This window comes from Myceligenerans cantabricum, assembly GCF_054777735.1.
The window spans coordinates 1,037,084-1,063,810 of record NZ_BAAHAJ010000009.1 but is presented as its reverse complement, the minus strand read 5'-3'; the positions used below and the strand labels follow the sequence as shown (position 1 = coordinate 1,063,810).

The window sequence follows — 26,727 nt, the reverse complement described above, 5'->3', positions numbered from 1 at the left end:
GCTCCACGTGCTGCTACCCCTACTGATCCTGCTGGTCGCGCTCTGTGTGGCGCTCGGCGGGTGGGCCGCCTGGTTCGTGATCAGGGACCGTGCGGTGATCCTCAACCAGCTCTGGGGCGGGGCGATCGTGGAGGGCGTGCTCATCGCGCAGGCCATCACCGCGGCGATCCGCAGCGCCGCCCACGCGCCGTCGGACCCCCTGCTGTTCTGGGGGTACATGGCCACGTCCCTCGTGATCCTGCCCGTCGCCGCCGCGTGGGCGTTCGCGGAGCGGACCAAGTGGTCGTCGGTGGTGCTGCTGGTGGCGGCGCTGACCGTCGCGTTCCTCGACTACCGGCTGTGGCAGATCTGGACGGCCGCGTGAGCCGGCAGGCCGGGGGTGCGCGCGCGTCCCGCTCCACCGGCGCCGGGTTCGGGCGGGTGCTCGTGACCGTCTACGGGATCCTCGCGTTCGCCGCGCTGGGACGCTCGTCGTACGAGTTCGCCACCAAGCTGTCCGAGGCTCCCGTCGCCTACTCGCTGTCGGCGCTCGCCGCCCTCGTCTACGTGCTGGCGACCGTGGCGCTCGCGCTCGGGTCGCGGCCCGCCTGGCGGTGGACAGCCTGGGGCGCGGTCGGGATCGAGGCGGTCGGCGTGCTCGTCGTCGGCTCGGCGTCGCTCGCGAACCCGGACGTCTTCGGGGAGTCCACGGTGTGGAGCCTGTACGGACAGGGGTACGGTTATGTCCCACTCGTCCTGCCGTTCGTCGGCCTGTGGTGGTTGTGGCGCACGCGTGGGCCGGCAGCGCACGAGGTCCCGGGCCTCGGCCGGCCGGGCGAAACGGAGGAGACCACGGCATGAGCTTTCCCTACTCGTCGCTCTTCAACGCCGTCTTCAGGCGGATGGACCCTGAGCGGGCCCACGAGCTGGCGTTCCGGGCGATCGAGACCCTCGGCAAGGTGCCGCTGCTGGCCGACGTCGTCCAGGGCGCGCTGGCGCCCTACCTGGGCCGCGGCACCGGCGGGCCCGGCAGCGTGCGCGTGTTCGGGCGTACGGTGCCCGCGCCGTTCGGCCTGGCGGGCGGCTTCGACAAGAACGCCCGCGCGATCCGCGGCCTGACCGCGCTCGGCTTCGGCTTCGTCGAGATCGGCACCGTCACCGCCCACGCGCAGCCGGGCAACGACCGTCCGCGCCTGTGGCGTGAGCTCGACCTGCGCGGCGTGCGCAACCGTATGGGCTTCAACAACGACGGCGCCGCCGTGGCCGCCGAGCGGCTCCGTGCCCTGCGGGCCACGAAGGCCGGCCGCGCGACCGTCGTCGGCGCGAACATCGGCAAGACCAAGCGCACCCAGCCCGGCCTGGCCGCCGAGGACTACGCGCACTCCGCGCGCCTGCTCGCCCCCTGGGCCGACTACCTCGTGGTGAACGTCTCCTCCCCGAACACCCCCGGGCTGCGCGACCTCCAGGCCACCGAGTCCCTGCGCCCCATCCTGACGGCCGTGCGCGAGGCCGCCGACGAGGCCACCACCGCCACGTCGGCCCGCGGGTCCGCCGGACGGCGCCGGGTCCCGCTGCTCGTCAAGATCGCCCCCGACCTGGCGGACGAGGACGTCGAGGCCGTCGCGGACCTGGCCGTCGAGCTCGGGCTCGACGGCATCGTCGCGGTGAACACGACCATCGGCCACGACCGCGGCCCGGGCGGCCTGTCCGGCCCGATCCTGCGGGCCCGCGGCGTCGACGTCGTCACGCGCCTGCGCAAGCGCCTCGGACAGGGGCCGGTCATCATCGGCGTCGGCGGCATCACGTCGGCCGACGACGTCCGTGCCTACCTGCACGCCGGCGCCGACCTGACGCAGGGGTACACGTCGTTCGTCTACGAGGGGCCGCTCTGGGCGTCGCGGATCAACCGCGCCCTGACCCGTTCCGCCGGCTCCGCCGCGAGCGGGAGGCAGGAGTGAACACGCCGATCCGGCCCCGCTGGGAGTGGGCGCTGCACGACGACGAGGGCGCCCGCCTCCCGGAGTCCGTCACCCCGGTCTTCACCAACCAGTTCGACGCCGAGCAGTGGCTCGGCGAGCACTGGCGCTCCCTGGCGGACAGGGGGGCGACGTCGGCGACCCTCCACCACGACGGCCGCGAGTCCGCGCCGGCGATCGCCCTGCGCGTCCCGTGAGCCGCCCCCCGGTGAGCCACGTCCCGCTCCACCCGTGCCCGCCCCGGCCCGACCGGGACACGGTCTCGGTGGGCCGGGGCGGTCCGGCCCGACCGGTGACGTGACGCGACGGACCTGGTGCTATCAGCCGTCGGCCATGGCGCGCGCGAGGCTCGCGCGGCGCGCGTCGGCGGCGGCGTGCAGCCGGTCCGCCAGCTTCCCGACCGACCGCGGGACCGGGGTCCCCTCGGTCGTGGACCGGTCCCGGACCGGTTCGTCCGGCCGGAGCGCCACCGGGAGGACGCCCGACCACACCCCGTGGTCCTCGCCGTCGTCCGGCGCCTCGTTCGTGCCGGCGAACCGGATCTTCACGCTCGTGCGGTCCAGCGGGACGCGCAGCACGTGCGTGGCCGCCTCCTCCCGGCGGGTCGGGTCCCGGATCTCGGTCCGGCGCTCGGGCATGAGGTGGTCGCCCACGATCCGCAGGGCCTCCGGCCGCAGCTCGCCGGGCACCGGTGTCGCCCGGCCGAAGATCATCGCGCTGCGGTAGTTCGCCGAGCTGTCGAACAGCGACCGCGCGTACACCAGCCCGTCCAGGTGCGTGACCGCGACCGACACCGGCACGCCGTCGTCCCCGGCGTCGAGGAACAGCCCGCCGCCCGTCGACCCGTGCAGCAGCAGGTCGGGCCCGCGCCCCAGGTCACCCACGGCGTACAGGAACGGCAGCACGACGGGCAGCCCGTCGCGCACCACGGCGACGTGCGCGAACGTCCCGTCGGCCAGGATCTCGCGCAGCGCGGCCGGATCGTGGTCCTGCCGCTCGCGCTGACGGCGCACGGCCAGGGACGGCGCCGGCTCGGTGTCCGGGGACGGGGACGGGGACGTCGTGCGCCGGTCGGCCGTGCCGGGGCCCGGCACGTCGTCGCCGGCCGCTGCTGCCGGTCGGCCTGGGTTCGTGTGCGTCATGCCCCGGACGCTACGGAGCGGTCTGGTCCGGTCAGAGGTCCAGTTCTGCGATGATCGACCGGACCAGTTACGCATCCGGCCAGGAGACCTCCATGCCGCCGCACCGCCTGCCGGGACCGGGCAAGACGGCCGGCACCGCCGCGCTCCTGCGGGAGATGATCCACGACGGGCGTCTCGCCGAGGGCGACCCCCTGCCGTCCACCCGCGCGCTGGCGGCCGAGCTCGGGGTGTCGCGCGGCACCGTCGTGGCCGCCTACGAGCAGCTCGACGGTGAGGGGTACCTCCACACCCGGCACGGCGCCGTGTCGCGCGTGGCCGCGACCCTCGCGCCCCGACCGGCTGCGCCTCGCGACCCGGCGTCGCCGCGGAGCGGTGCCGCGGGTTGCCGTGCGGCGCGGAGCGGTGCTGCCTCCGGTGCTGCCGCTGACGGTGCGGCTCCGGGCGGTGCGACCCGCCGTGGTGCGGCTTCTGGCGGTGCGGTCCCTGGCGGTGCGGCTTCTGGCGGTGCGACGAGACCGCCCGTTCCGTCGTCGCACCTCGTGGACCTCACGCCCGGGCTGCCGCGTGCGACCGCCGTGTCCCGGAAGGACTGGCGCGCCGCGCTCCGGTACGCGGCGTCGGTCCCGCTGACCGACACGTTCCCCGACCCGGCGGGCCTGTCCGACCTGCGCTCGCAGGTCGCCGCACACCTCGCGCTGGGTCGCGGCCTCGCGCCCGACGCCGGGCGGGTCCTGATCACCTCGGGCACCGCCGAGGCGTTGTCGCTGCTGGCCGACGCGTCGCGCCCGGCGGCGGGCGGGCGGGGTCCGCGCGTCGGCGTCGAGAACCCAGGGTATGGCGCCGGGCGGTCCGCGCTCGCCTCGGCCGGCGGCGAGCTCGTGCCGATCCCCGTGGACGACGACGGTCTGCGGCTCGACGCGCTCCGGGCCGCCCACGCGCGACGGCGGCTGGACGCGGTCATGGTCACGCCCAGCCACCAGTACCCGATGGGCGGTGTCATGCCCGTCGCGCACCGGCAGGAGCTGTGCGCCTGGGCGGCGGCGGAGGGCGTCCTGGTGATCGAGGACGACTACGACTCCGAGTTCCGGCACCGCGGCGCGCCCCTGCCGCCGCTGGCCGCGATGGACGCCGGGGGCGCCGTCGTCCACGTGGGGACCTTCTCCAAGGTGTTCGACCCTCACCTGCGCTGCGGATACCTGGTGCTCCCGGACGGCGGACCGCACAGCGGCGGGATCCGCCGGGCCCGCGGGGCGCGCGGCCCGGCCGTCGCCACGGTGCTCCAGCACGCCCTGGCACACCTCATGGCGACGGGTGCGCTGCGGCGGCACGTCGCCCGCTGCCGCCGGGACTACCGACACAAGCGGAGCATGGTCGCCGAGGCGCTCGCCGGCATCGAGGGCGTGCGGCTCCGGGCCCTCGCGGGGGGACTCCACGCGGTGCTGGAGCTGACCGGCCCGGGGGAGGGGGAGCCCACGGAGGGCGACCGGCGGGAGCGCGGCCCGCAGGAGGGGCATCCGCGGGAGGACGGCCCGGAGGAGGGCGACCCGGAGGAGGGCGACCCGGCACGCGGCGAGGACCGGGGGCAGGTGCTCGTGGACCGGATCGCCGCCCGCGGGGTCCGGCTCGCGAACCTTCGTGGCTACCTGGTTCCGGGCCGGGGCCCGGGCCCGGCGCTCAGCGGCGTCGTGCTCGGCTACGGCGCCGTCCCGGCCGCGGCCCTCCGGCCGGCGCTGGAGATCATCCGCGAGGAGGTGACGGCATGGGCGGCGGCCCCCGCGATCACCCCACCAGCCCGCGCGGCGCCAGCCACCTCCAGGAGGACCACTGCACCACGGGACCGATCGCCAGCGTGAACACGACCGTCGACCAGCCGAACGTCCCGCCGAGCAGGACCCCGCTCAGCACGACGAGCGTCTCGATCCCCGTCCGGATCCGCCAGACAGGCCACCCGGTGCGCCCCACGATCCCCGTCATCAGGCCGTCGCGCGGGCCCGGGCCGAGCCGCACCCCGATGTAGGCGGCCGTCGCGACGCCGTTCAGCACGATCCCCGCCAGCGCCAGCGGCACGGCGGTGAGCAGGCTGGGATCGGGCAGCAGCCGGTCCATCACCGCCAGGAACGGGTCGATCGTCGCCGAGATGATCACGATGTTCGCGACCGTCCCGATCCCGGGCTTCTGCCGCAACGGGATCCAGCAGCCGAAGACCGCCAGGCTCGAGACCAGCACCACCCCGCCGAACGACAGCCCGGTGACTCGCACGAGCCCTTCGTGCAGCACGTCCCACGGGGTGTTGCCCTGGCCGGAGTGGATGATCATCGCCATCGAGAAGGTGAACAGCAGCAGCCCCAGGACGAGCTGTACGGCGCGCCGGACGGGGCCGAAGACGGGCGGGACGCCCGGGCCCGTGGCGCGCGGCCGCCCGACGGCGGTGGTTCGTTCAGTCATGCGACCCAGCCTCACCCACATTGGACTTGTCGGCCATAGCCAATTCCGGGACAGTGGACCCATGACTACCGCTCCGGCCGCGCACCGCCAGCTCTCCCCGGCGGCCACCGCCCGGCTGCTCGGCACCTGGCACGCGGGCGGCCCCGCCTACGCGGCGCTCGCGGACGGGCTGCGCGCGGCGATCCTGGCGGGAACGATCGCGCCGCTGACACGGCTGCCGTCCGAGCGGGAGCTCGCCCCGGCGCTCGGCGTCTCCCGGACGACGACGGCGGGCGCGTACGGGCGGCTCCGCGACCTCGGCTTCGCCACGAGCCGGGTGGGCTCCGGGACCGTCGCGCTGCTGCCGCGCTTCACCGACGTCCCGGCGGGCGGCGACGTCGCCGTGCCGGACGCCGCCGCCACGCCGGGCGACCCGTTGGGGCTGCGCCCGGGCTCGGGAGGCAGCGCCGGGGCGTCGTCCGGCGCCGGACTCCCCATCCTGCTGAACCAGGCGACGTCGCCGGCGGCGCCCGAGGTCGGGCCCGCGTTCGAGCGCGCCCTGGCCGCGCTGCCCGAGCACCTGGCGCACGGCGGGTACGCGCCGTACGGGATCGCGCCGCTGCGGGAGGCCGTCGCCGCGCGGTACCGCGCACGCGGCGTGCCGACGACGCCGGACCAGGTGCTCGTGACGACCGGTGCGCAGAACGCGATCTCTCTCGTGGTCCGGACCGTGCTCGGCCCGCGGGAGACCGCCGTCGTGCAGTCGCCGACGTACTTCCACGCGCTGGACACGCTGCGCGAGGTCGGGGCGCGGACCGTCGGCGTCCCCGCGGGGTACGCCGGCCTGGACGTGGACCTGCTGGCGTCGACCGTCCGCCGCACGCGGGCGCGGCTGGTGTTCCTCATCCCCGACCACCACAACCCCACCGGGACCTCCCTGACCCTCGCGGAGCGGGTGGCGGTGCGGGAGCTCGCCGAGCGGACCGGGGTGACGGTGCTCGCCGACGAGACGCTGACGGACCTGGCGCTGACCGGCCCGCCGGACGCGAACCCGCCGTTCGACGGCGACGGGACGTCGCCGCACCTGATCACGGTGGGGTCGACGTCCAAGACGTTCTGGGGCGGGCTGCGGGTCGGCTGGATCCGGGCGCACCCGGACGTCGTCGCGCGGCTCGTGCGGACCCGGCAGAGCACGGACATCGCGACCGCGGTGATGGAGCAGCTCGTCGCCGCGGACCTGGTCGCGCGGCGCGACGAGGTGCTGCCCGGGCGGCTCGCGTGGTTCCGCGGGCGCCGGGACGCGCTGGTGGCGGCGCTGCGCGACGCGCTGCCGTGGGACGTGCCCGTCCCCGACGGCGGTCAGTTCGTCTGGCCGCGCCTCGGCGGGCCGCTGGCGCACGCCTTCACGGCGGCCGCGGCGGCGGAGGGCGTCATCCTGAACGCCGGGCCGACCTTCACGCCGGACGGGTCCTCCCGCGACCGGGTGCGGCTCACGTTCCCCCACGCCCCGGACGTCCTGGACGAGGTCATCCCCCGCCTGACCCGAGCCCACCGCCGCCTCCGCCCCCACTGACCAGCTCCACCCACCCACACCCACCCCACCTCGCCCACTCCGTCTCACCCACCCCACCCACTCCGTCTCGCCCACCCCACCCACTCCATCTCGCCCACCCACCCACCCCGCCGCTGAGGTGGGTTCAGTAGGGTCTCGCAGACCTTTCAGCCCTGAGTAAATGGATTCGAAACCCTGTTGAACCATCCTCAGGAGTGAGGGAGTGAGGGAGTGAGGGAGTGAGGGAGTGAGGGAGTGAGGGAGTGAGGGGGTGGTCTGGTGGACCGGCTGCGGCTGGGGTCAGGGGGCCAGGGCCTTTGTCAGGAGCTCCAGGGTGCGGGCGCGGCCCGGGGTCTGCGTCAGGGGCTCATCCGCGCGAGAGCCGGCGACCGGGACGATCATCACCTCGTCGACGTCGTGCGCTGCGGCGAGCCGGCGCAGCTCGGCAGCCGCCGTGTCCGCGTCGCCGATGAGCCAGCGCTCGGCCAGGGACTCGATCGTCTGCGTCATCACGGCGTCCGGGTTGTCGGCGAGGGCCTCCTCGACGGTCTCGACCGAGCGCATCGCGCGGCCCGTGCGCATCCGGGCGAAGGCGCGCAGCTGCGGGAGGGCGCGCTCGTACGCCTCGTCGGCGGTGTCCGCGACGGACGTGTTGATGGTGAGGAAGGTGCGCGGCTCCGGGTGCGCCTCGCTGGGCTGGTAGCTCTCGCGGTACAGCCGCACGATCCGGTCCATGCCCTGGCCCGCGAAGTGGTTCGCGAACACGTAGGGGAGGCCGAGCTCCGCGGCGAGCCGGGCCGAGTAGTCGCTCGACCCGAGCAGCCAGACGTCGGGGGAGCCGACGGCGGCCGGGGTGGCCCGCACCCGGTAGAGGTTCCCGGTGGTCAGGCGCATCTGGGCGCCGTCGGGCCCCATCATCGCCATGATGTCCGACACGTGCTGCGGGAACCGCTCCACGTCCGACGTCGTCCCCGAGGAGCGCAGCAGCGAGGACACCACCGGGTCGCTGCCGGGCGCGCGGCCGAGGCCGAGGTCGACGCGGCCGGGTGCGAGCGCCTCGAGCGCCGCGAACTGCTCGGCGACGACGAGCGGCGCATGGTTCGGCAGCATGACGCCGCCCGACCCCACGCGGATGTTCACCGTCCGGGCGGCCGCGGCCGCGATCATGACGGGCGGGGACGAGGCCGCGACGCCGTGCATGTTGTGGTGCTCCGCGAACCAGTAGCGCCGCATGCCGAGCCGGTCGGCGAGCGCGACCAGGTCGAGCGAGGCGGCGAGGGACTGGGCGCTGGTCTGGCCGGTGCGCACCGGGATCAGGTCGAGGACCGACAGGTGCGGGCTGCTGTGCGTGCTCATCTCCGGCGACAACCCTCGCGGGCCGTCGCCTGTTCCCTCCGCACCGGGTGGGTAACCGCGTACCGATCGTGGGCGAACCGCGTGTCGATTCGATTCGAACCTTGTCGTAGGGTGTCGGCATGGTCAACTACCGGTACCTCGGCAACAGCGGTCTCAAGATCACCGAGATCACGTACGGAAACTGGCTCACCCACGGTTCGCAGGTGGAGAACGACGTCGCCACGCAGTGCGTGCGCGCCGCGCTCGACGCCGGGATCACCACGTTCGACACCGCCGACGTGTATGCCAACACCAAGGCGGAGCAGGTGCTCGGTGACGCGCTCCAGGGGGAGCGCCGCGAGTCCCTCGAGATCTTCACGAAGGTCTACTGGCCCACGGGCCCGGGCGGCCCCAACGACACGGGACTGTCGCGCAAGCACGTCATGGAGTCCATCGACGGGTCGCTGAAGCGTCTCGGGACGGACTACGTCGACCTCTACCAGGCCCACCGGTATGACACCGAGACGCCGCTCGAGGAGACGATGCAGGCGTTCGCCGACATCGTCCGGCAGGGCAAGGCGCTGTACATCGGCGTCTCGGAGTGGACGGCGGACCAGATCCGCGCGGGCGCGGCGCTGGCGAAGGAGCTGAACTTCCAGCTCATCTCGTCCCAGCCGCAGTACTCCATGCTGTGGCGGGTCATCGAGGACGAGGTCGTGCCGGCGTCGAAGGAGAACGGCCTGTCGCAGATCGTCTGGTCACCCATCGCGCAGGGCGTGCTGACCGGCAAGTACCTGCCGGGCCAGGAGCCCCCGGCCGGGACGCGCGCCACGGACGACAAGGGCGGCGCCAAGATGATCCAGCGCTTCATGCGCGACGACGTCCTGACCGCCGTGCAGGACCTCAGGCCGGTCGCCGACGAGCTGGGCCTGACCATGGCACAGCTCGCCGTGGCGTGGGTGCTGCAGAACGACAACGTGGCGGCGGCGCTCGTGGGTGCCTCCCGGCCCGAGCAGGTCGCGGAGAACGTCAAGGCCTCGGGGGTGGAGATCCCCGCGGAGCTGATGGCGAAGATCGACGAGGTGCTCGGCGGCGTCGTCGAGCGCGACCCGTCCCGGACGGCGGCCGGCGCGCCGCAGCAGCGGGTCGCCTGACCCGTGCCGACACCGCTGAGGCGGTGGGTCCCTGCCGGGAGCCACCGCCTCGGCGGGACGAGAACGAGAACGCCGAGGCAGCGGCTCCCTGGCGGGAGGTGCTGCCTCGGCGGCGTCCCGGGACGGGCTCGTCAGTCCGGGAAGTGGCCGTGCTTCTTGTGGGTCGCGCGGGGGAGGCGCGAGCGGCGGATCTGGTACGAGCGTGAGACCGCGTACATCATCGTCCCGCCCGGGACCTCGCCGAACTTGGCCAGGAGGCGCTTCTTCAGGCCGCGCCACATGACCACCGCGTCGGCGATGGTGAGGAACAGGAAGCCGTACATCCCGACGAACAGCACGATCGTCAGCTCGGCGAGCTGGCTCGCCAGGAACGACCCCAGCAGCATGACGATCGCGACCGGCAGGAAGAACTCGCCGAGGTTCCAGCGCGCGTCGACGTACTGGCGCGCGTACCCCTTGACCTGACCCTGGTCCCGGGGCGGCAGGTGCTTCACCAGCTTCGGGTCCGTCGGGTTCTGCATGGCGGCCATCGAGAGGTCCCGGGCCTTGCGGTCCTTCTCCCGCCCGGCCTTGCGCGCCGCCTTGCGGTCGTCCGGGACCAGCGGACGCTTGTTCGCGGCCTCTGCTTCCTTGCGCTTCGGCGTGGCGCGCCCCTTGCCGGCAGCCGGCTGCTCGACCACCTTGTCGGGGGTGTCGTCGCCGGGGGGCACGTCGGAGTCGGGAGTCTTGCTTCGGGAGAACACCGGTCAATCCTAGTCGCTGTCGCGGGCGGCCCGCTGTCAGCCGGACGGCCGTGCGCGGGCCGCGGGTACCGTGGGCCGCGTGACTGAACCAAGCACCTCCTCCACCGCTCCCGCCGACGCCACAGCGCTGCGCGAGCGGGTCGCCGAGCTGTTCCCCGCGCTGCGGGCCGACCTCGAGGCGCTCGTGCGCATCCCGAGCGTGTCCGCCGCGGCGTTCGACCAGGCCCACGTGGCGGCGTCGGCCGACGCCGTCGCGGCGCTCCTGCGCGACGCCGGCCTGCCCGACGTGCAGATCCTCCGCGCGCCGAGGCCGGACGGTGCCGACGGCGCTCCCGCCGTCGTGGCGCGCCGCCCGGCCCCCGAGGGTGCGCCGACGGTCCTGCTGTACGCGCACCACGACGTGCAGCCCCCGGGCGACTCCGCGACCTGGGACACCGACCCGTTCGAGCCCACGCTCACCGGCGAGCGGCTGTACGGCCGTGGCGCCGCGGACGACAAGGCGGGACTCGTCGCCCACCTCGGCGCGCTGCGCACCCTGGGCGGCGACCTCGCCTGCGGCGTCACCGTGTTCGTCGAGGGCGAGGAGGAGGACGGCTCGCCGTCGTTCCGCGCGTTCCTGGAGCAGTACCGGGACCTGCTCGCGGCCGACGTGATCGTCGTGGCCGACTCGATGAACTGGAAGATCGGCGTCCCGGCGCTGACGACGTCGCTGCGCGGCCTGGTCGACGGGTACGTCGAGGTCGAGGTCCTGGAGCACGCCGTGCACTCCGGCATGTTCGGCGGCCCGGTGCTGGACGCGCTGACGCTGCTGAGCCGCATCGTCGCCACCTTCCACGACGACGCGGGGAACGTGGCGGTCGAGGGTCTGGTCAGCGCGCCCGAGCCGACGGTGGACTACGCCGAGGAGGACTTCCGGGCGGACTCGTCGCTCCTGCCGGGCACGGAGCTGGCCGGGACGGGGTCGATCGCCGGGCGGCTGTGGTGCAAGCCGGCGCTCGCCGTCCTCGGCATCGACGCGACGCCGGTCGACAGGGCCTCGAACACCATCACGCCGAGCGCGCGCGCCAAGGTGTCGCTGCGGCTCGCGCCGGGACAGGACCCCGACGCCGCGGCCCGGGCGCTCGAGGCGCACGTCGCCGCGCACGCGCCGTTCGGCGCGAAGGTGACCTGGACCCTGCGGGAGACGGGCAAGCCGTTCCTGGCACCCGGCGACTCGGCCGCGATGCGGGCGGCGCGCGACGCCTTCGCGACGGCGTGGGGGACCGAGCCGGTGGACATCGGCGTCGGCGGGTCGATCCCGTTCATCGCGGACCTGCTCGAGGTCTTCCCCGACGCCGCGATCCTGGTCACGGGCGTCGAGGACCCGGACACCCGGGCCCACGGCGCGAACGAGTCCGTCCACCTGGGCGAGCTCCGGAAGGTGATCCTGGCCGAGTCCCTGCTCCTGAGCAACGTCGCGACGGGCCTCTGACCCGCGGCGGTGTTCGCACCCTGGAGCGGGCCCGCATCGTGGGGCGGGCCCGCACCGTCAGGCGTCGAGGCGCTCGCGGGGTGCCACGTCGAGGATGCGGGCCCACTCGGTGACGTCGTCGGGCAGGGCCGGGCTCTGCGGCAGCTCGGCCAGGCCGTGCGCCTCGGCGAGGTGCGCGACCACCGTCGGCGGCGCGAGGCGGTCGCTCGTGCGCGAGTGCAGGAAGCGGGTCGCGACGATGCCCCGTGCGCAGAGCTTCCCGCGCCGCGTGAACACCTGCTCCATGTAGAAGCAGCGCTCGTCCCAGCCGAGCACGCGCGTGGTGAGCTCGAACCTGTCGAACAGCTTCAGCGACCGTCGGTACTTCATGGTCGACGCCGCCACCACGGCGCCGAACTGCTTCTCCCGGCCCACGGCGGCCGCGCCCGTCTCGGCGATGTGCCGGAACCGTGCCACGTCCATGAGCTGGAGGTACGAGCCGTTGTTGACGTGCATCAGCAGGTCGAGGTCCTGGGGCAGGACTCGCATCGGGTAGACGGACGGGTCGAGGAGGGAGCGACCGGGAACCTGCTTCCGGGGGAAGATTCCGGTCCAGGCGAGCTGCAGCATCCGAGTCATGAGGACGAGGTTATACACAGCACCGCCGGTACTAGATACTTCGCCGCCGGCCGTGGCGGCGGCCGACCCGCCGGTCCCGCCTCAGCCCTCGCCGGCGAACCCGATCGTCCCGCCCGGACCGGGCGTCCCGCCGTACCAGGGCTCGGCGGCACCCTCGTACTGGATCACGCGCCGCACCGCCTGCGCGACGGCGGGGGTCTCCAGGCGTGAGACCAGGTGCAGCGCCATGTCGATCCCGGCGGCGACGCCCGCGGAGGTGATGATGTCGCCGTCGTCCACGAAACGCGCCTCGGTGTCGACCATGACGCTCGGGTCGAGCGCCACCAGCTCGTCGAAGCTGTCCCGGTGGGTGGTGGCGACCCGTCCGGCGAGCATCCCGGCCGCGGCCAGCGGGAGCGCGCCCGTGCAGACGCCGGCGACCACCGGGGTCCGTGCCCGCATCGCGCGCAGCCAGTCCAGGTGGTGGGGCTGTTCGAGCAGCTCCCGGGTGCCGATGCCGCCGGGGTAGACCAGCAGGTGCAGCGGCCCGACGTCGTCCGCCGAGTGCGAGGGGACCACGCGCAGCCCGCGGCCGAGCCGCACGCCGTTGCCGTCCCAGGAGAACGTCGACACCGTCGGCCGGAGGCCGGAGTGGTCCGCCCAGACCGACAGCACCTCGAAGGGGCCGACGACGTCGAGCTCCTCCGCGCCGTCGAACAGGAAGATCCCGACCCGCAGCCCGCCGTTGCTGCTCATCGCACCCCGCACTCCTTCGTCGTCGCCGGAGGTTCGTCGTCGTGGGCCCGGATCAGGTCCCCGGCAGCGCCAGCATCTGGTCGAGCGCGACCCGCGCCCAGTGCGCGTCGTCGGCGTCGACCACGATCTGGTTCACCATGCGGCCGGCCGCCAGGGACTCCATGGCCCACACCAGGTGCGGCAGGTCGATCCGGTTCATCGTCGAGCAGAAGCACACCGTCTTGTCGAGGTAGTGCACCTGCAGGTCAGGGTGCGCCCGCGCCACGCGGCGCACCAGGTTGAGCTCCGTGCCCACGGCCCACGAGGACCCCGGCTCGGCCGCTGCCAGCTTCTTGATGATGTACTCCGTGGAGCCCACGTAGTCGGCGGCCGTGACCACCTCGTTCTTGCACTCCGGGTGCACCAGCACGTTCACGTCCGGCACCTGCGCCCGGACGTCCGTGACGTTCTGCGCCGAGAACCGGCCGTGCACCGAGCAGTGGCCTCGCCACAGGATCATCCGCGCGTCGCTGAGCTCCTGCGCCGTGAGGCCGCCGTCGGGCTTGCGCGGGTCGAAGACCACGCAGTCCTCCAGCGACAGGCCGAGCTGCTGCACCGCCGTGTTGCGGCCCAGGTGCTGGTCCGGGAGGAACAGCACCTTGCCGGTCCCGTCCACCCCTGTGGTCCCGCCCACCTGGTCGAACGCCCAGCGCAGCGCGACCTCCGCGTTCGACGACGTGCACACCGTCCCGCCGTGCCGCCCGGTGAACGCCTTGATCGCCGCGGAGGAGTTCATGTACGTCACCGGGACGGTGTCCCCGGCGACGCCCAGGTCCTGCAGCACCGCCCAGGCCTCCTCGACCTGGCCGATCTCCGCCATGTCGGCCATCGAGCAGCCCGCGGCCAGATCGGGCAGCACGACCTGCTGCGCGTCCGACGTGAGGATGTCCGCGCTCTCCGCCATGAAGTGCACGCCGCAGAACACGATGTACTCGGCCTCGGGTCGGGCCGCCGCCTCGCGGGCGAGCTTGAAGGAGTCACCGGTCACGTCGGCGAAGTCGATGACCTCGTCCCGCTGGTAGTGGTGACCCAGGACGAATGCCTTCTCGCCCAGTGCCGCGCGTGCCGCACGGGCGCGTTCGACGAGATCGGGGTCGCTCGGTGCCGGCAGGTCGCCCGGACACTCGACTCCGCGCTCCGAGCTCAGGTCCCGGCCCTGCCCCAGCAGCAGGAGCGGGGACGCCGCAGGCTCGGAGAAGTTCTCCAGGAGGGTGCTCACGAATCCATGATCACACAGCCCTCACACACCCCAGTCCCTCGGTTCCCGATGTGGTCGGCGTGCCGGCCCGCGCGCCGCCGGGCCCAGCGGGGCCGGGCCGGGAGCGGGGCGGGTAGCCTCGGCGCATGCATGTTGTGGTGATCGCCGAGGGGGGCGACGGCGCGGACGAGCTGGCCGAGGCCTGGCGCCGCGCGGTGCCGGAGGCGACCGCCGAGGCGCACGGTGTCGGTGTCGCGCCGGCCGCGCCCGCAGGCCCGCACGGCGCAGGCGCCCGGTCCGCGGCTGGCGGGGCCGGAGGCTCTCCCGGGACGGACGGGCTCCGGGCGCCGGACCGTCCGGAGCCCGTCGTCGTCGCCGGGGCCCGTCTCGGGGTCGGCGTCCCGCCGCCCGAGCAGCCCGGCCCGTCCGCCCCGCGCTCGGCCCTTCCCGCGGGGGCCGCCGCCAGGCTCGCCGGGATCGTGGCAGCGGCCGACGTCGTCGCCGCGCACGTCGCCGTGCTCGACGCCGGCAGCCTGCGGACCGGTCCCGTCGCCGAGGCCGCGGCCGCCGCCGCGCCGCACGCCGTCCCGGTCGTGGCGCTCGCCGGGCGGGTGGAGGTGACGCGGCGGGAGCTGGCGTCGGCGGGGATCAGCGGCGCCCACGAGATCTCCGGCGCCGACGTCGCCCGCGTCGCACGGTCGTGGACGCCCGGCTGGGCGTGACGCCCGCGACGCGCCGCCGCCGGACCCTGCGGTGGACCCGTGCCGCGGACGTGACAGCCGTCACGGAGGCCTCGCGGCTCCGGGCGTAGGATCGGGAACAGAACTCGGCGGGCCGGTGTTGCCAGCCCACGAGAAGACCGCCAAGGCTGCGCGTACGCGCGCCAGAGCAGGAGCTGGAGCAGACATGACCGAGACCGCCTCCGAAATCGCCACCCACGGCGTGAACCTCACCGACTTCGCGGCCGAGAAGATCCGCAGTCTGCTGGAGCAGGAGGGGCGCGACGACCTGCGTCTCCGTGTGGCCGTGCAGCCCGGTGGCTGTTCCGGCCTGATCTACCAGCTGTACTTCGACGAGCGCGTGCTCGAGGCCGACGCGCTGCGTGACTTCGGCGGCGTCGAGGTCGTCGTCGACAAGATGAGCGTCCCCTACCTCGAGGGCGCCACCATCGACTTCGCGGACACCATCGAGAAGCAGGGCTTCACGATCGACAACCCGAACGCCGGCAGCTCCTGCGCGTGCGGCGGTTCCTTCGGCTGACTCGCGGACGACGGCGGGCGCCGGTCTCCTTGCGAGACCGGCGACCGCCGTCGTCGTGTCCGGGCGTGCCTCCGCACCTGCCCGGCGTGATGGGACGATCTGAGCATGGAGAGCGAACCACCCGTCCGCGTCCACCTCGACAACGGGGGCCGTGCGCCCTGGCACCCGCTGGCGCGCCAGGCCCTCGACCAGGCCCTGGAGGACGGCTGGGCCGACCCGCGCCGCCTGCACGCCGAGGGGCGCCGTGCCGCACGCCTGCTCGACGGCGCCCGCGAGGCGGTCGCCGCCGTGCTGGGGGCGCGCACCGAGGAGGTGCGGTTCACGCCCAGCCACACGGCGGCCCTGCACCGTGCGGTCGCGGCAGGCGCGGCGGGCCGTCGTCGTGCGGGGGACCAGGTCGTCGTCGGCGCGACCGAGCGCGCGGCGGTGCTGCACGCCGCCGACGCCGCGGGGGAGCGTGAGACGGTCGCCGTGGACCGGCTCGGCCGTGTCGACGCCGACGCGTTCTCCGCCGCGCTCGCCGGCCCCGGCGTCGCGCTGGCGGCGCTCCAGCACGCGAACGGAGAGGTGGGCACCCTCCAGCCGGTGGAGCTCGTGCACGACGCCGCCCGCGCTGCCGGGGTCCCCCTGCTGGTCGATGCCGGGGCGAGCCTCGGGCACGCCGTCGTCCCCGCGTCCTGGGACCTGCTCGCCGCGGACCCGGCGGACTGGGGCGGCCCGGCCGGAGTGGGCGTGCTGGCCACGCGCGGCCGGGTGCGGCTGCCCGAGACCGGTCCCGAGGATCCCGAGCCGTGGGCGCCCGGCGGGGTCAGCGTGCCGCTCGCGTTCGCGGCGGCCGTCGCCCTGGAGGCGGTGCAGGCGGACCTCGCCGCGGCCGGCGCGCGCCGCCGGGAGCTGGTCGACCGGGTCCGCGGGGCCGTCGCCGGCGTGCCCGACGTCGAGGTGGTCGGTGATCCCGATGCCCGCCTCCCGCACGTCGTCACGTTCTCCTTCCTCTACGTCGACGGCGAGGCGCTGGTCACGGAGCTCGACCGGCAGGGCTTCGCCGTCGGTTCCGGCTCGGCCTGCACGGCGAGCACGCTCGAGCCGTCGCACGTCCTCGCGGCGATGGGCGTGCTCACGCACGGCAACGTCCGGATCGCGCTGGACCGGGGCACGTCCGCCGCCGACGTCGAACGCTTCCTCGCGGTCCTGCCCGCGGCCGTGAGCCGGGTGCGCGACGCGCTGGGGGTGCAGGGGCTGTGAGCGGCGCGGGACGCCCGGTGCCGCACGGCGGAGACGGCGCGGACGGCCGGACCGGTCCGGAGTGCTCGGACGGCGGCGTGCCGACCCTCGACGCGCGGGGGCTGCGCTGTCCGCTGCCGGTGATCCGGCTGGCGGCGCTGGCCAAGGACCTCCCGCACGGGACGGAGGTCGTCGTGCTGGCCACCGACCCGGCCGCGCAGCACGACGTGCCCGCCTGGGCGCGGATGCGCGGTCACGAGATGGTCGCCTCGACCGTGGGCGACGGAGTGTGGACGCTGACGGTCCGGGTGCGACGTTCTGACACGTGAAGCATCTGTGTCCGAACGGCGGGGGTGCAGGTGGCCGAGTGCGTGACTCGTCACACCCGCAGATGCCCCGTCGGTCATCGCGGACAGTCTCGGCGCGCTAGGCTGCCGTCTATCAGATGGTTCTGCGTGGAGCCCGGGTGCACGTCGTGGTCGTGCGCCGGTGCGCACCGCCGGACGAGACGTGAAAGGCCACCCTTGCACTCGAAGCCCTCGACCCGCACCAGGCGGGCCGCTCTGCGTGCGTCGGCACTCGCCGTCGTCGTCGCGGGGCTGGCCACCGGCTGCGCCAGCGAAGCCGCCCAGCGCGGCTACCTCCCCGGATACGAAGACGGGGAGGTGACGAACCAGACCGCCGACATCACCCAGCTGTGGGTGGGGTCATGGTTGGCGGCGCTCCTCGTGGGGGTGGTCACCTGGGGCCTGATGCTCTGGTGCATCGCGGCCTACCGCAAGCGCCGCGACGACCACCAGCTCCCGGTGCAGACCCGGTACCACATGCCGCTCGAGATCATGTACACCGTGGTCCCGACGCTCATGATCCTGGCGCTGTTCTGGCACACCGACCGTGTCATGACGTCGATCGTCGAGCCCGAGGCCGAGCCCGAGGTGCACGTCGGCGTCATCGGCAAGCAGTGGAGCTGGGACTTCAACTACCTCGACGAGGACGTCTACGAGTACGGCGAGCACGTCGCCGACCCGGGCAACGTCACCGAGGACATGCTGGTCGACGGCGAGCCGGGTACGGACGTCGAGGCCCCCACCCTGTACCTGCCGGTGGGCCGGACGGTCGAGTTCCAGCTCGACTCGCGGGACGTGAACCACTCCTTCTGGATCCCTGCGTTCCTCTACAAAGAGGACATGATCCCGTACCACACCAACTACTACCAGGTGACCCCTGAGCGCGAGGGAACGTACGCCGGCAAGTGCGCCGAGCTCTGCGGCGAGTTCCACTCGGGCATGCTCTTCAACGTCAAGGTCGTCTCCCAGGAGGAGTTCGACGCGCACATGGAAGAGCTGCGCGACGCGGGCCAGGAGGGCGAGCTCGGTCTCGACCTCGTCCGCGAGCAGGGTCCTGTCGACGCCGAGGAGGCTGAGAGCTGATGGCCACCGCTACCTACGCGGACGTGGTCCCCGGTCTGCGCGAGGACCGGCAGTCCTTCGGCAAGGTCGTGGTCAAGTGGGTCACGTCCACCGACCACAAGACGATCGGGTACATGTACCTGATCACGTCGTTCCTGTTCTTCTGCATCGGCGGCCTGATGGCGCTGGTCATCCGCGCCGAGCTGTTCGAGCCGGGGATCCAGCTGGTGCAGAGCAAGGAGCAGTACAACCAGCTCTTCACCATGCACGGCACGATCATGCTGCTGCTGTTCGCCACCCCGCTGTTCGCGGGCTTCGCCAACGTCATCATGCCGCTGCAGATCGGCGCGCCCGACGTCGCGTTCCCGCGCCTGAACATGTTCGCCTACTGGCTGTTCCTGTTCGGGGGCATCATCGCCTCGGCCGGGTTCTTCACGCCGCAGGGCGCCGCCTCGTTCGGCTGGTTCGCCTACGCCCCGTTGTCGTCGACGACGTTCAGTCCAGGGCTCGGTGGTGACCTGTGGGTCTTCGGCCTCGCGCTCGCGGGGTTCGGGACCATCCTCGGTGCGGTCAACTTCATCACCACGATCATCACGATGCGCGCGCCCGGCATGACGATGTTCCGGATGCCGATCTTCACCTGGAACACGCTGGTCACCAGCCTCCTGGTGCTGATGGCGTTCCCGCCGCTGGCCGCCGCGCTGTTCGCGCTCGGCGCCGACCGCCGGCTCGGTGCGCAGGTGTTCAACCCGGAGAACGGCGGCGCGCTGCTGTGGCAGCACCTGTTCTGGTTCTTCGGGCACCCCGAGGTGTACATCATCGCGCTGCCGTTCTTCGGCATCGTCTCGGAGATCCTGCCGGTGTTCTCCCGCAAGCCGATCTTCGGCTACACGGGCCTGGTCTACGCGACCATCGCGATCGCCGCGCTGTCCGTGACGGTCTGGGCGCACCACATGTACGTGACCGGCGCGGTGCTGCTGCCGTTCTTCGCGTTCATGACGATGCTCATCGCGATCCCGACCGGCGTGAAGTTCTTCAACTGGATCGGCACGATGTGGCGAGGGAAGCTGACGTTCGAGACACCGATGCTCTGGAGCATCGGGTTCCTCGTGACGTTCCTCTTCGGCGGCCTGACCGGCATCATCCTGTCGAGCCCGGCGCTGGACTTCTCGCTCTCCGACTCGTACTTCGTGGTCGCGCACTTCCACTACGTGGTGTTCGGCACGGTGGTCTTCGCGATGTTCGCGGGCTTCTACTTCTGGTGGCCCAAGATGACCGGCAAGATGCTGTCGGAACGGCTGGGCAAGCTCCACTTCTGGATGCTCTTCCTGGGCTTCCACCTGACGTTCCTCATCCAGCACTGGCTGGGCGTGTGGGGCATGCCGCGGCGTTACGCGGACTACATGCCGGAGGAGGGCTTCACGATCGCCAACCAGGTCTCCACGATCGGTGCGTTCATCCTGGCGGCCTCGACCCTGCCGTTCCTCTGGAACGTGTACACGACGGCGCGCCACGCGCCGCGGGTGACCGTCGACGATCCGTGGGGCTACGGCCGGTCGCTCGAGTGGGCCACGTCCTGCCCGGTGCCGCGCCACAACTTCACGTCGCTGCCCCGCATCCGCAGCGAGTCGCCGGCGTTCGACCTGCACCACCCGGAGGTCGCCGCGATGGAGCACCCGGAGTACAACCGTGACCTGCTGATGAACATCTACGGCGAGGCAGACCGCCGCGGTTCCGACATCCAGGGGCAGGATCGCGTGGTGACCGGGACGGGCGAGCCCGAGCAGAGCACGACGGTCATCGTCGAGGACGGCGAAGAGGAGAGCGGCAAGTGAAGATCGAGACCCGGCTGTTCATCGCGGGAGCGCCGCTGTTCCTCCTGGCCGCCGCCGTCTACGCGTTCTGGACGTACAACACGGCCGAGGGCTGGGAACCCGTCGGGACGCTGTGCATCCTCCTCGTGGGCGCGATGGTCTTCATGGTCGGCTTCTACCTGATGCTGACCGCGCGGCGGATCGATGAGCGCCCGGAGGACCAGCGGGCTGCCGAGATCGCCGACGGTGCCGGCGACCAGGGTGTGTACGCCCCGTGGAGCTGGTGGCCGCTGGCCATCGCGGGCTCGGCGGCGCTCGCGTTCCTCGGCCTGGCGGTCGGCTGGTGGGTCCTCGGCATCGCGGTCCCGTTCGGGATCATCGCCCTGGTGGGCTGGGTCTTCGAGTTCTCCCGCGGACAGCACGCGCACTGACCCCGTCCGGCACGAGACCGCCGGGGCGGCAGGCCCGACCTGCTGCCCCGGCGGTCTCGCCGTACCGGCGCGCAGCGCCCCGGCGGTGCTGCCCGGTGCCGCGGCGGCGCGGAAGCACCGAGGCAGCGCCCCGGCCGTGCGGGGCGCTGCCTCGGGCAGTGCCCAGGGTGGTGCGGGCTACTCCGCCGCCTCGACCCAGCGGGCCAGGGCCCGCTCCGTGGCGCCCGAGTCGATGGAGCGCGCCGTGTGGACCAGGGCCGCGGACAGGCGCTCCGTGAGAGTGCCCGTGGCCGTGCCCTCCAGGGTGCCGTCGGCCACGAGGGCTGCCGCCGCGTTGAGGAGGACCGTCTCGCGGACCGGGCCCTGGTCCGCGCCGGAGAAGACCCGGCGTGCCACCTCGGCGTTGTAGGCGGCGTCCGCGCCGCGCAGGTCCTCGATCTTGATCCGGGTCAGGCCCAGGTCCTCCGCGGCGTCGAGACGGTGCTGCGTGACCTCGCCGTCGCGCACCTCCCAGATGGTGGTGGTGGCCGTGGCGGCCAGCTCGTCCAGGCCCTCGTCCCCGCGGAACACCAGGGCGTTCGTGCCGCGGCTCGCGAACACGCCTGCCATGAGCGGGGCCATCCGCGCGTCCGCGCAGCCGACGGCGGTGGCGCCCGGCTGTGCGGGGTTCGTCAGCGGCCCCAGGAAGTTGAACGCCGTCGGGACGCCGAGCTCCTTGCGCGCGACGGCGGCGTGCCGCATCGACGGGTGGAACACCTGCGCGAAGCAGAACGTGATGCCCGCTTCCTGCGCGATCTGCGCCACGCGGCCGGGGGCGTGGTCGAGCCGGATGCCGAGCTGCTCCAGCACGTCGGCCGCGCCCGACGACGACGTCGCCGCCCGGTTGCCGTGCTTCACCACGCGGATGCCGCACCCGGCGAGCACCACGGCCGCCATCGTCGAGATGTTCACCGTGTGTGCGCCGTCGCCCCCCGTGCCGACGAGGTCGACCGCGGGGCCGGGCACGTCGATGCGGGTGGCGTGCGCGACCATCGCCGACGCGAGCCCGTGGAGCTCCTCGATGGTCTCGCCCTTGGCACGCAGCGCGACGAGGAACCCCGCCAGCTGCACGGGGGAGACCTCGCCGGTCATCACCTGGTCCATCGCCCAGGCGGCACCGTCCATGCCCAGGTCCTCGCCGGCGATGAGCGAGGCCACCAGGCCCGGCATCGTCCGCTCGCCGGCCACGGTGCTCACAGCAGGCCCGCCACGGCGGACTGCAGCGTGATCGGGTCGAGCGGGCGCGCGACGACGCCGTCGGCCTGCGACCACGACGCCAGCCAGGAGTCCTGCGGGCGGCCGGTCAGCACGAGGACCGGCGGGCACTCGTAGCGTTCGTTCTTCAGCTGGCGGCACAGTCCCATGCCGCCGTTCTTGTCGGCCTCGCCGTCGAGCACGAGCAGGTCCCACCGACCGGTGTCGGTGGCGTCGACGACGGCGGCCGCGGTGGCGGTCTCGTGCCAGACGATCTCGGGCGCGCCGGCGGAGATGCGGGGGCCGACGGCGAGTCGTACCTGCTCACGCACGGTGCGGTCGTCGCTGTACAGCAGGATCCGCGGGGCCGTGCCGGACGGCGTCGTGCGGTGTGCCGTCGACTCGGCCGCGGGGGAGTGCGCGGTGGTCACGTCAGTCATCGAAGGGCATCCTCTCGCGGGTCAGGTCCCCCGGCATCGTGGCACATCACGGCCGTCGGCGGCAGTCCGGTCCGGCCAGCTTTTCATGGCACTGTTGCTGCTCGCGTCATCAAGTGACGGCTTTGTGACATTCTTCGCGTGCTCTGCCGCCTGCTCGGTCATCACGGGTGGTTCATGTCAGCCATAATGGCTGACGTGTCGACCGCAACGGCTGCAGCCACTCATACTCATCAGCACGTGACCGTGAACCGTCCGAACCCCGTGTCGGTCGGGACCATCGTCTGGCTCGCGAGCGAGCTCATGTTCTTCGCTGCGCTCTTCGCGATGTACTTCACGGTGCGGCAGGTCCTGCCGCCCGAGGAATGGGCGGCTCAGGCGGACAAGCTGAACATCCCCTTCTCCGCCCTCAACACGACGGTCCTCGTGCTGTCCTCGGTGACCTGCCAGATGGGCGTGCTCGCCGCAGAGCGCTTCCAGGCACGGCGGAAGGGCGGCCTTCTCACCTTCTGGTCCTGGGGAATGCACGAGTGGATGGCGCTGACCTATGTCATGGGCGCCTTCTTCATCGGCGGGCAGGTCATGGAGTACGCGGAGCTGGTGCACGCGGGCCTGACCATCTCGTCCAGCCCGTACGGCTCGGTCTTCTACCTGACCACGGGCTTTCACGGGCTGCACGTGCTGGGCGGCCTGATCGCCTTCCTGTTCCTGCTCGGGCGCTCGTTCGCCGCCCGCCGCTTCGGGCATCACGAGGCCACCACAGCCATCGTGGTGTCGTACTACTGGCACTTCGTGGACGTGGTGTGGATCGCGCTGTTCTTCGTGATCTACATCCTGCAGTAGCAGACCTGGGCGCTCCTCCGGGCACGGTGTGCCGACACGGGATGTCACACCACGGCCCGCCGGGGCGTCACAAGAGAAGATGCACGTACTTACGCACGAGACGAGGATCAATCCGTGAAGGCACTCGCCGCCCGCAGGCATCACCGGCTGGCGCCGGTCGTGCTCCTGCTGATGGCGCTGCTGGTCACCGGCGGCTTGTACGCCGTCCTCGCGCCCAACGAGGCGCAGGCAGAGACCGTCAGCACCGAGGACATCGAGACGGGCAAGAAGCTCTTCCAGGCGAACTGCGCCACCTGCCACGGCCCCAGCGCCGAGGGCAGTGACGGCGTGCCGTCCCTGGTGGGCGTCGGCGCGGCCGCCGTGGACTTCCAGGTGTCGACGGGCCGTATGCCGATGCAGGCGAACGGCCCGCAGGCCGAGGTGAAGCCGCCGCAGTTCGGCGCGGAGCAGACCGCCGCGCTGGCCGCCTACGTCTCCTCGCTCGGCCCCGGCCCGGCCATCCCGACCGACGAGCAGGTCGACGCGGAGCTCGGCGATCCCTCGAACGGTGCGATGGTGTTCCGCACCAACTGCGCCATGTGCCACAACGCCGTGGGCGCGGGCGGCGCGCTCAGCGAGGGCAAGTTCGCCCCCGCGCTGTTCGACACGAGCGAGCGCAACATCTACCAGGCGATGCAGACCGGCCCGCAGTCGATGCCGGTCTTCAACGACGCCAACGTCACCCCCGACGAGAAGCGCGACGTCATCGCCTTCCTGGTCGAGCAGCGCGAGGGTTCCGCCGGCGGTGCCGCGCTCGGCTCGCTCGGCCCGGTCAGTGAAGGCGTGTGGGCCTGGGTCGTCGGCCTCGGCCTGCTGATCGGCGCTGCAGTCTGGATCGGAGCGAAGTCCTCGTGAGCGACATGAACCACCCCCACGACGCCTCGACGGAGCTGACGACGTCACCCGACGCGGGCACCGACGTCGTCCGGTCGGACCGGTTCGCGGACCCCGGGGTCCCGGCGCACAAGCCGCGCATGACCGACGTCGACCCGAAGTCCGCGAAGCGGAACGAACGGCTCGTCACCTTCCTGTTCGTGGTGTCCTGCCTCGGCGCGGTCGGCACGATCGTCGCGTACGTCGCGGTGCCCCCGGAGGGGACCACCGAGAGCGTGCGGCTGTCCACCCTGCTGCTCGGAGTCGGCATGGCCGTCTCCCTGCTGGGTATCGGCATCGCCGGCATCCACTGGGCCAAGGCGCTCATGGGTGACGCGGAGATGATCCAGGACCGGCACCCCATCCGCAGCTCCGACGCGGTCCGTGCGGACGCGGTGAACGACCTGAACGAGGGCCTGCGGGACTCGGGCGCCGTCGGCCGTCGTGGCCTCCTCAAGGGCGCCGCCTTCTCGGCGCTGGCGCTCTTCCCGCTGACCATCGTCGTGCCGCTGATCGGCTCGGTGGGCGGCGACTGGCAGGTGTCCAAGCTCAAGCACACGATGTGGAAGAAGGGCACCCGGCTCGCGATCGACCCGTCGGGCCGCCCCATCAGGGCCAGCGACGTGAACATCGGCTCGGCCTTCCACGTGATCCCGGAGACCACGGAGGAGTACCGCGAGTCCCACGAGTGGATCACCGAGAAGTCCAAGGCCGTGGTGCTGATGGTGCGCGTCCGTCCCGAGGACCTCGTGTCGGACCAGTCACCCGAGGGCGAGCAGTGGTCGCACGACGGCATCGTGGCCTACTCGAAGATCTGCACGCACGTCGGCTGCCCGGTGGCACTGTACGAGCAGCAGACGCACCACCTGCTGTGCCCCTGCCACCAGTCCACGTTCGACGTGGTCGACAGCGCGAAGGTGGTCTTCGGCCCGGCGAAGCGGCCGCTCCCGCAGCTGCCGATCACCGTCGACGACGAGGGCTACCTCGTGGCACAGGACGACTTCGCCGAGCCCATCGGCCCGAGCTTCTGGGAGCGCCTGAAGTGAGTACCGCACACGACACCGCGACGGACGGGAGCACCGCTCCCGAGCCGACGACGCCCGTCGGCAAGGCGGCGGACTACCTCGACCAGCGCACCGGCATCGGCGGCGTGGTCAAGGAGTTCGCGCGCAAGGTCTTCCCGGACCACTGGTCCTTCATGCTCGGGGAGATCGCGCTGTTCAGCTTCGTCGGGCTGCTCATCTCCGGCGTGTTCCTGACCATGTTCTTCGAGCCGTCGATGGCGCTCACGGAGTACCACGGCGAGCACCCGCCCACGGCGACCGGTCAGACGATGTCCGTGGCGTACGCCTCCACGCTGGACATGTCGTTCGAGGTCCGTGGCGGTCTCCTGATGCGCCAGGTGCACCACTGGTCGGCGCTGATCTTCATGGCGTCCATCGTCGTGCACATGATGCGCGTGTTCTTCACCGGCGCCTTCCGCAAGCCGCGCGAGCTGAACTGGCTCGTCGGCTTCACCCTGCTGATCCTGGGCCTGGCAGCCGGCTTCTCCGGCTACTCGCTGCCCGACGACGTGCTCTCCGGCAACGGCCTGCGCATCACCGACGGCGTGGTGAAGTCGATCCCGGTGATCGGCTCGGTCATGTCCTACATGATCTTCGGCGGCGAGTTCCCGGGCGAGCACATCATCCCGCGCCTCTTCACGGTGCACATCCTCATCGTCCCGGCGCTGATCGTCGCGCTCATCGCGCTGCACCTGTTCCTCATGGTGCTGCACAAGCACACGCAGTTCCCGGGCGGCGGCCGCACCGACAAGAACGTCGTCGGCTACCCCGCCCTCCCGGTCTACGCCGCGAAGATGGCGGGCAACTTCTTCATCGTCTTCGGCGTGCTGACGCTCATGGGCGCCACCATGGCGATCAACAACGTGTGGAACTACGGGCCGTACGACCCGTCCCCGGTGTCCGCCGGCGCGCAGCCGGACTGGTACATGCTGTTCCTCGAGGGCTCGCTGCGGCTCATGCCCGGCCAGGGCACGGAGTGGGAGATCCTCGGTTACACGCTGTCGTGGAACGTGCTGGTCCCTGCCGTCATCGTGCCCGGCCTGCTGTTCACGTTCCTCATCGCCTACCCGTTCCTCGAGGCCCGGGTCACCGGGGACAAGCGGGAGCACCACGTGCTGGACCGGCCACGGAACGTCCCGGTGCGCACGGCGCTCGGCGTCGCGTTCCTCGCGGACTTCATCCTGCTGGCCGCCGCCGGGTCCAACGACCTCATCGCGACGCACTTCGGGATGTCGATCAACCAGATCACGTGGGCCTACCGGATCCTGTTCTTCGTGCTGCCCGTGATCGCGTTCTGGGTGACCAAGCGCATCTGCCTCGGCCTGCAGCGCAAGGACCGTGAGCTGGTGCTGCACGGGCACGAGTCCGGGCGCATCGTGCGGTACGCGAACGGGGAGTACGTCGAGGTCCATACCCCGCTGGACGACCAGGAGCGCTGGCTGCGCGTCAACTACGACGCCCCCCGGCCGCTGGAGATCGAGCCGAAGATGGACGCTCGCGGCGTGAAGCGCAAGGGATACGGCGCGGACAAGCGCTGGAGCGTGCTGTCGCGGTTCTTCTACGAGGACCGTGTGGAGCCGGCCACCCCGGCCGAGCTCGCCGCGGCACACTCCCACGGCGTGCACGACGAGGTCGAGGCCGGCGCGCACGAGGCGCCGGCCGCCATCGGCACCGGCCGTTCGGACCGCACAGACTCGCAGGAGCACTGAGCGACCTGCGGAACCAGAGCGATGA

Annotated in this window: 28 protein-coding genes; 19 read left to right on the top strand and 9 right to left on the bottom strand. The window is 72.6% G+C overall.

What is annotated here, in order from left to right; genetic code table 11:
* Positions 1–7: 7 nt before the first annotated feature.
* The 4 genes from ACYU96_RS13875 to ACYU96_RS13860 are packed head-to-tail and all read left to right on the top strand — an operon-like array spanning position 8 to position 2,152.
* Complete coding sequence (locus ACYU96_RS13875) at positions 8–364, top strand: hypothetical protein (protein WP_460754369.1); 357 nt, start codon at positions 8–10, stop codon at positions 362–364.
* Positions 340–840, top strand: a complete 501-nt coding sequence (locus ACYU96_RS13870) for a hypothetical protein (RefSeq protein ID WP_460754366.1) — start codon at positions 340–342, stop codon at positions 838–840. The genes ACYU96_RS13875 and ACYU96_RS13870 overlap by 25 nt, the downstream gene beginning before the upstream one ends.
* Positions 837–1,937, top strand: a complete 1,101-nt coding sequence (locus tag ACYU96_RS13865; RefSeq protein WP_460754364.1) for a quinone-dependent dihydroorotate dehydrogenase — start codon at positions 837–839, stop codon at positions 1,935–1,937. Before ACYU96_RS13870 ends, ACYU96_RS13865 begins: the two co-directional genes overlap by 4 nt.
* The gene (locus tag ACYU96_RS13860) at positions 1,934–2,152 is read left to right on the top strand and encodes a hypothetical protein (RefSeq protein ID WP_460754362.1); all 219 of its coding nucleotides are present in this window, start codon (positions 1,934–1,936) and stop codon (positions 2,150–2,152) included. The genes ACYU96_RS13865 and ACYU96_RS13860 overlap by 4 nt, the downstream gene beginning before the upstream one ends.
* A 123-nt stretch (positions 2,153–2,275) precedes the next feature.
* Here the strand turns inward: ACYU96_RS13860 and ACYU96_RS13855 are convergent, their stop codons facing one another.
* A complete protein-coding gene (locus tag ACYU96_RS13855) occupies positions 2,276–3,097 on the bottom strand; it encodes a pyridoxamine 5'-phosphate oxidase family protein (protein ID WP_460754359.1) in 822 nt (273 codons plus the stop codon).
* Between the two features lie 92 nt (positions 3,098–3,189).
* On the opposite strand from ACYU96_RS13855, the gene pdxR reads away from it, so the two are divergent.
* On the top strand, positions 3,190–4,950 hold the full coding sequence (gene pdxR / locus ACYU96_RS13850) for a MocR-like pyridoxine biosynthesis transcription factor PdxR (RefSeq protein ID WP_460754356.1): 1,761 nt from the start codon (positions 3,190–3,192) through the stop codon (positions 4,948–4,950).
* Here pdxR and yczE read toward each other — a convergent pair.
* On the bottom strand, positions 4,877–5,542 hold the full coding sequence (gene yczE, locus ACYU96_RS13845; protein WP_460754354.1) for a membrane protein YczE: 666 nt from the start codon (positions 5,540–5,542) through the stop codon (positions 4,877–4,879). The genes pdxR and yczE overlap by 74 nt on opposite strands.
* A gap of 61 nt (positions 5,543–5,603) precedes the next feature.
* Here yczE and yczR point away from each other — a divergent pair, with 61 nt between their 5' ends.
* Positions 5,604–7,094 carry a MocR-like transcription factor YczR gene (gene yczR / locus ACYU96_RS13840; RefSeq protein WP_460754350.1) on the top strand — a complete coding sequence of 497 codons (1,491 nt, stop codon included), beginning with the start codon at positions 5,604–5,606 and terminating at the stop codon, positions 7,092–7,094.
* 279 nt (positions 7,095–7,373) lie between these two features.
* On the opposite strand, the gene ACYU96_RS13835 is transcribed toward yczR, so the two are convergent.
* A complete protein-coding gene (locus ACYU96_RS13835; protein ID WP_460754347.1) occupies positions 7,374–8,429 on the bottom strand; it encodes an LLM class flavin-dependent oxidoreductase in 1,056 nt (351 codons plus the stop codon).
* Between the two features lie 119 nt (positions 8,430–8,548).
* Here ACYU96_RS13835 and ACYU96_RS13830 point away from each other — a divergent pair, with 119 nt between their 5' ends.
* Positions 8,549–9,562, top strand: coding sequence for an aldo/keto reductase family protein (locus ACYU96_RS13830; protein ID WP_460754344.1), 1,014 nt, complete (start codon positions 8,549–8,551; stop codon positions 9,560–9,562).
* Positions 9,563–9,693: 131 nt separating this feature from the next.
* Here the strand turns inward: ACYU96_RS13830 and ACYU96_RS13825 are convergent, their stop codons facing one another.
* The gene (locus tag ACYU96_RS13825; RefSeq protein WP_460754342.1) at positions 9,694–10,305 is read right to left on the bottom strand and encodes a DUF3043 domain-containing protein; all 612 of its coding nucleotides are present in this window, start codon (positions 10,303–10,305) and stop codon (positions 9,694–9,696) included.
* 79 nt (positions 10,306–10,384) lie between these two features.
* Between ACYU96_RS13825 and ACYU96_RS13820 the strand changes: the two genes are divergently transcribed.
* Positions 10,385–11,776, top strand: coding sequence for a M20/M25/M40 family metallo-hydrolase (locus tag ACYU96_RS13820; protein WP_460754339.1), 1,392 nt, complete (start codon positions 10,385–10,387; stop codon positions 11,774–11,776).
* A 57-nt stretch (positions 11,777–11,833) separates the two neighbouring features.
* Here the strand turns inward: ACYU96_RS13820 and ACYU96_RS13815 are convergent, their stop codons facing one another.
* From ACYU96_RS13815 to nadA, 3 genes are all read right to left on the bottom strand, one after another.
* Positions 11,834–12,394, bottom strand: a complete 561-nt coding sequence (locus ACYU96_RS13815; RefSeq protein WP_460754336.1) for an acyl-CoA thioesterase — start codon at positions 12,392–12,394, stop codon at positions 11,834–11,836.
* 81 nt (positions 12,395–12,475) lie between these two features.
* Positions 12,476–13,129, bottom strand: a complete 654-nt coding sequence (locus ACYU96_RS13810) for a DJ-1/PfpI family protein (RefSeq protein WP_460754334.1) — start codon at positions 13,127–13,129, stop codon at positions 12,476–12,478.
* 52 nt (positions 13,130–13,181) lie between these two features.
* A complete protein-coding gene (nadA, locus tag ACYU96_RS13805) occupies positions 13,182–14,387 on the bottom strand; it encodes a quinolinate synthase NadA (RefSeq protein WP_460754331.1) in 1,206 nt (401 codons plus the stop codon).
* A gap of 125 nt (positions 14,388–14,512) precedes the next feature.
* Here nadA and ACYU96_RS13800 point away from each other — a divergent pair, with 125 nt between their 5' ends.
* The 7 genes from ACYU96_RS13800 (at position 14,513) to ACYU96_RS13770 (ending at position 20,504) form a co-directional block, all read left to right on the top strand.
* Positions 14,513–15,088, top strand: coding sequence for a hypothetical protein (locus ACYU96_RS13800; RefSeq protein ID WP_460754329.1), 576 nt, complete (start codon positions 14,513–14,515; stop codon positions 15,086–15,088).
* A 184-nt stretch (positions 15,089–15,272) separates the two neighbouring features.
* Positions 15,273–15,626 (top strand): HesB/IscA family protein, encoded by a 354-nt coding sequence (locus tag ACYU96_RS13795; protein ID WP_460754327.1) that lies wholly within the window; start codon positions 15,273–15,275, stop codon positions 15,624–15,626.
* A gap of 105 nt (positions 15,627–15,731) precedes the next feature.
* Positions 15,732–16,871, top strand: a complete 1,140-nt coding sequence (locus tag ACYU96_RS13790; RefSeq protein ID WP_460754324.1) for a cysteine desulfurase family protein — start codon at positions 15,732–15,734, stop codon at positions 16,869–16,871.
* On the top strand, positions 16,868–17,179 hold the full coding sequence (locus ACYU96_RS13785; RefSeq protein WP_460754321.1) for a sulfurtransferase TusA family protein: 312 nt from the start codon (positions 16,868–16,870) through the stop codon (positions 17,177–17,179). The genes ACYU96_RS13790 and ACYU96_RS13785 overlap by 4 nt, the downstream gene beginning before the upstream one ends.
* Positions 17,180–17,374: 195 nt before the next feature.
* The gene (gene ctaC / locus ACYU96_RS13780) at positions 17,375–18,280 is read left to right on the top strand and encodes an aa3-type cytochrome oxidase subunit II (protein WP_460754318.1); all 906 of its coding nucleotides are present in this window, start codon (positions 17,375–17,377) and stop codon (positions 18,278–18,280) included.
* A complete protein-coding gene (ctaD, locus tag ACYU96_RS13775; protein WP_460754316.1) occupies positions 18,280–20,094 on the top strand; it encodes an aa3-type cytochrome oxidase subunit I in 1,815 nt (604 codons plus the stop codon). Before ctaC ends, ctaD begins: the two co-directional genes overlap by 1 nt.
* Positions 20,091–20,504, top strand: a complete 414-nt coding sequence (locus ACYU96_RS13770; protein WP_460754314.1) for a cytochrome c oxidase subunit 4 — start codon at positions 20,091–20,093, stop codon at positions 20,502–20,504. The genes ctaD and ACYU96_RS13770 overlap by 4 nt, the downstream gene beginning before the upstream one ends.
* Before the next feature lie 177 nt (positions 20,505–20,681).
* Here the strand turns inward: ACYU96_RS13770 and trpD are convergent, their stop codons facing one another.
* Both trpD and ACYU96_RS13760 read right to left on the bottom strand, forming a co-directional pair.
* Positions 20,682–21,713, bottom strand: a complete 1,032-nt coding sequence (gene trpD / locus ACYU96_RS13765) for an anthranilate phosphoribosyltransferase (RefSeq protein ID WP_460754665.1) — start codon at positions 21,711–21,713, stop codon at positions 20,682–20,684.
* A gap of 23 nt (positions 21,714–21,736) precedes the next feature.
* On the bottom strand, positions 21,737–22,177 hold the full coding sequence (locus tag ACYU96_RS13760) for a PleD family two-component system response regulator (protein ID WP_460754312.1): 441 nt from the start codon (positions 22,175–22,177) through the stop codon (positions 21,737–21,739).
* Positions 22,178–22,363: 186 nt separating this feature from the next.
* On the opposite strand from ACYU96_RS13760, the gene ctaE reads away from it, so the two are divergent.
* The 4 genes from ctaE to qcrB all read left to right on the top strand — a co-directional run bounded on the left by ctaE (position 22,364) and on the right by qcrB (position 26,702).
* Positions 22,364–23,017 (top strand): aa3-type cytochrome oxidase subunit III, encoded by a 654-nt coding sequence (ctaE, locus tag ACYU96_RS13755; protein WP_460754663.1) that lies wholly within the window; start codon positions 22,364–22,366, stop codon positions 23,015–23,017.
* A gap of 114 nt (positions 23,018–23,131) precedes the next feature.
* Complete coding sequence (gene qcrC / locus ACYU96_RS13750) at positions 23,132–23,911, top strand: cytochrome bc1 complex diheme cytochrome c subunit (protein WP_460754309.1); 780 nt, start codon at positions 23,132–23,134, stop codon at positions 23,909–23,911.
* A gap of 5 nt (positions 23,912–23,916) precedes the next feature.
* Positions 23,917–24,975 carry a cytochrome bc1 complex Rieske iron-sulfur subunit gene (gene qcrA, locus ACYU96_RS13745; RefSeq protein ID WP_460754660.1) on the top strand — a complete coding sequence of 353 codons (1,059 nt, stop codon included), beginning with the start codon at positions 23,917–23,919 and terminating at the stop codon, positions 24,973–24,975.
* Positions 24,972–26,702 carry a cytochrome bc1 complex cytochrome b subunit gene (gene qcrB, locus ACYU96_RS13740; protein ID WP_460754306.1) on the top strand — a complete coding sequence of 577 codons (1,731 nt, stop codon included), beginning with the start codon at positions 24,972–24,974 and terminating at the stop codon, positions 26,700–26,702. Before qcrA ends, qcrB begins: the two co-directional genes overlap by 4 nt.
* Positions 26,703–26,727 lie beyond the last annotated feature (25 nt).

Excerpts from the sequence above, each read along its gene's own strand:
- trpD (WP_460754665.1), bottom strand. The coding sequence starts at position 21,713 with ATGCCGGGCCTGGTGGCCTCGCTCATCGCCGGCGAGGACCTGGGCATG.
- ACYU96_RS13855 (WP_460754359.1), bottom strand. The coding sequence starts at position 3,097 with ATGACGCACACGAACCCAGGCCGACCGGCAGCAGCGGCCGGCGACGAC.
- ACYU96_RS13810 (WP_460754334.1), bottom strand. The coding sequence starts at position 13,129 with ATGAGCAGCAACGGCGGGCTGCGGGTCGGGATCTTCCTGTTCGACGGC.
- ACYU96_RS13760 (WP_460754312.1), bottom strand. The coding sequence starts at position 22,177 with ATGACTGACGTGACCACCGCGCACTCCCCCGCGGCCGAGTCGACGGCA.
- ACYU96_RS13830 (WP_460754344.1), top strand. The coding sequence starts at position 8,549 with ATGGTCAACTACCGGTACCTCGGCAACAGCGGTCTCAAGATCACCGAG.
- ACYU96_RS13865 (WP_460754364.1), top strand. The coding sequence starts at position 837 with ATGAGCTTTCCCTACTCGTCGCTCTTCAACGCCGTCTTCAGGCGGATG.
- qcrA (WP_460754660.1), top strand. The coding sequence starts at position 23,917 with ATGAACCACCCCCACGACGCCTCGACGGAGCTGACGACGTCACCCGAC.
- ctaE (WP_460754663.1), top strand. The coding sequence starts at position 22,364 with ATGGCTGACGTGTCGACCGCAACGGCTGCAGCCACTCATACTCATCAG.
- ctaD (WP_460754316.1), top strand. The coding sequence starts at position 18,280 with ATGGCCACCGCTACCTACGCGGACGTGGTCCCCGGTCTGCGCGAGGAC.
- yczE (WP_460754354.1), bottom strand. The coding sequence starts at position 5,542 with ATGACTGAACGAACCACCGCCGTCGGGCGGCCGCGCGCCACGGGCCCG.
- ACYU96_RS13800 (WP_460754329.1), top strand. The coding sequence starts at position 14,513 with ATGCATGTTGTGGTGATCGCCGAGGGGGGCGACGGCGCGGACGAGCTG.
- pdxR (WP_460754356.1), top strand. The coding sequence starts at position 3,190 with ATGCCGCCGCACCGCCTGCCGGGACCGGGCAAGACGGCCGGCACCGCC.
- ACYU96_RS13790 (WP_460754324.1), top strand. The coding sequence starts at position 15,732 with ATGGAGAGCGAACCACCCGTCCGCGTCCACCTCGACAACGGGGGCCGT.
- yczR (WP_460754350.1), top strand. The coding sequence starts at position 5,604 with ATGACTACCGCTCCGGCCGCGCACCGCCAGCTCTCCCCGGCGGCCACC.
- ACYU96_RS13835 (WP_460754347.1), bottom strand. The coding sequence starts at position 8,429 with ATGAGCACGCACAGCAGCCCGCACCTGTCGGTCCTCGACCTGATCCCG.
- ACYU96_RS13795 (WP_460754327.1), top strand. The coding sequence starts at position 15,273 with ATGACCGAGACCGCCTCCGAAATCGCCACCCACGGCGTGAACCTCACC.
- ACYU96_RS13815 (WP_460754336.1), bottom strand. The coding sequence starts at position 12,394 with ATGACTCGGATGCTGCAGCTCGCCTGGACCGGAATCTTCCCCCGGAAG.